The organism is Pseudaeromonas pectinilytica (genome assembly GCF_054780855.1).
This window is the reverse complement of the sequence record NZ_BAAGVN010000187.1, coordinates 1-915: the sequence shown is the minus strand read 5'-3', so window position 1 is coordinate 915 and position 915 is coordinate 1. Positions and strand designations below refer to the sequence as shown.

The window sequence follows — 915 nt, the reverse complement described above, 5'->3', positions numbered from 1 at the left end:
TGGAACTGGTCAGGATCGGCTGTCGAACGGCTCCAATGCCACAACGCCTGTTGAAGCTGGCTGAGTCTCGATGGTAATCAGGACCCTTGATGACGTTAAAAAATTGAATAAATTTACTATTCGTTATGAATTAAAAATAAAATACAGGGCTGATAGCGCCATACCAGATAGCTTTCCATTAAATTAGCTTAAACAACTGAATATTTTATATAAGGGAATAGTTTGTTTTAAACTCACCTTTTTATAGAGTTATAGATTGATTAATTACTTATTAAACGCTTGGATAGATTGAACCTCCTTTAACTTTACCTTATCACTTAACTCTTTAATCAAGAATGCAACCCAATGTTGGGAATACAAATAACCGTCAAACCCCTCAATGAAACCAGCGTATGCACCCTTGAATCCAACCGCATTCACAGCAGGTCTTGCATTAAAGTATTTCCAGCATTTAGTATGTGTGGTCATATTAAAAAAAGCATGTTTCTCTTTAACTAGCTCAACAACTCTCTTGGGCTTAAGCTTAAATGGTGACTCAATCCCTTTTATAAACGTAATTCCTTGTTCATAGGTTTCCCTTTCCTCTTCAGTTAGATTGTTTGCATTGATAAATTCAATTGCCAATTCTGATGTCTTTGCGTGATTACCGATTTTTGGAATTAAAAATGCTCTTATTCTATATTTTTGACTTTCTAGTATTTCGTTCGTAAGATCACCCCTATATGTCTCCATGTATTCTCTAACTACCTTATAATTCTCCTTTTGGAATTGTTTTAAAGCATCCACCTGAGCTTGCTGACTTGTTCTCGTTAACTGCAAGGCTATAGCCAAACCTGATTACCACCATGATTCAGTCCTTCAGGACTACACTTAAAGGGTTCTGTTCTGGAGGATTAAATCATGGCCAGAAACAAG

At 36.4% G+C, this 915-nt stretch carries 1 protein-coding gene; it reads right to left on the bottom strand.

All coding sequences use genetic code 11. The annotated features are described in order from the left end of the window. Positions 1–264: 264 nt before the first annotated feature. Positions 265–831: a hypothetical protein gene (locus tag ACYVG7_RS10120; RefSeq protein ID WP_460883001.1), complete on the bottom strand. Its 567-nt coding sequence runs from the start codon at positions 829–831 to the stop codon at positions 265–267. Positions 832–915: the final 84 nt, after the last annotated feature.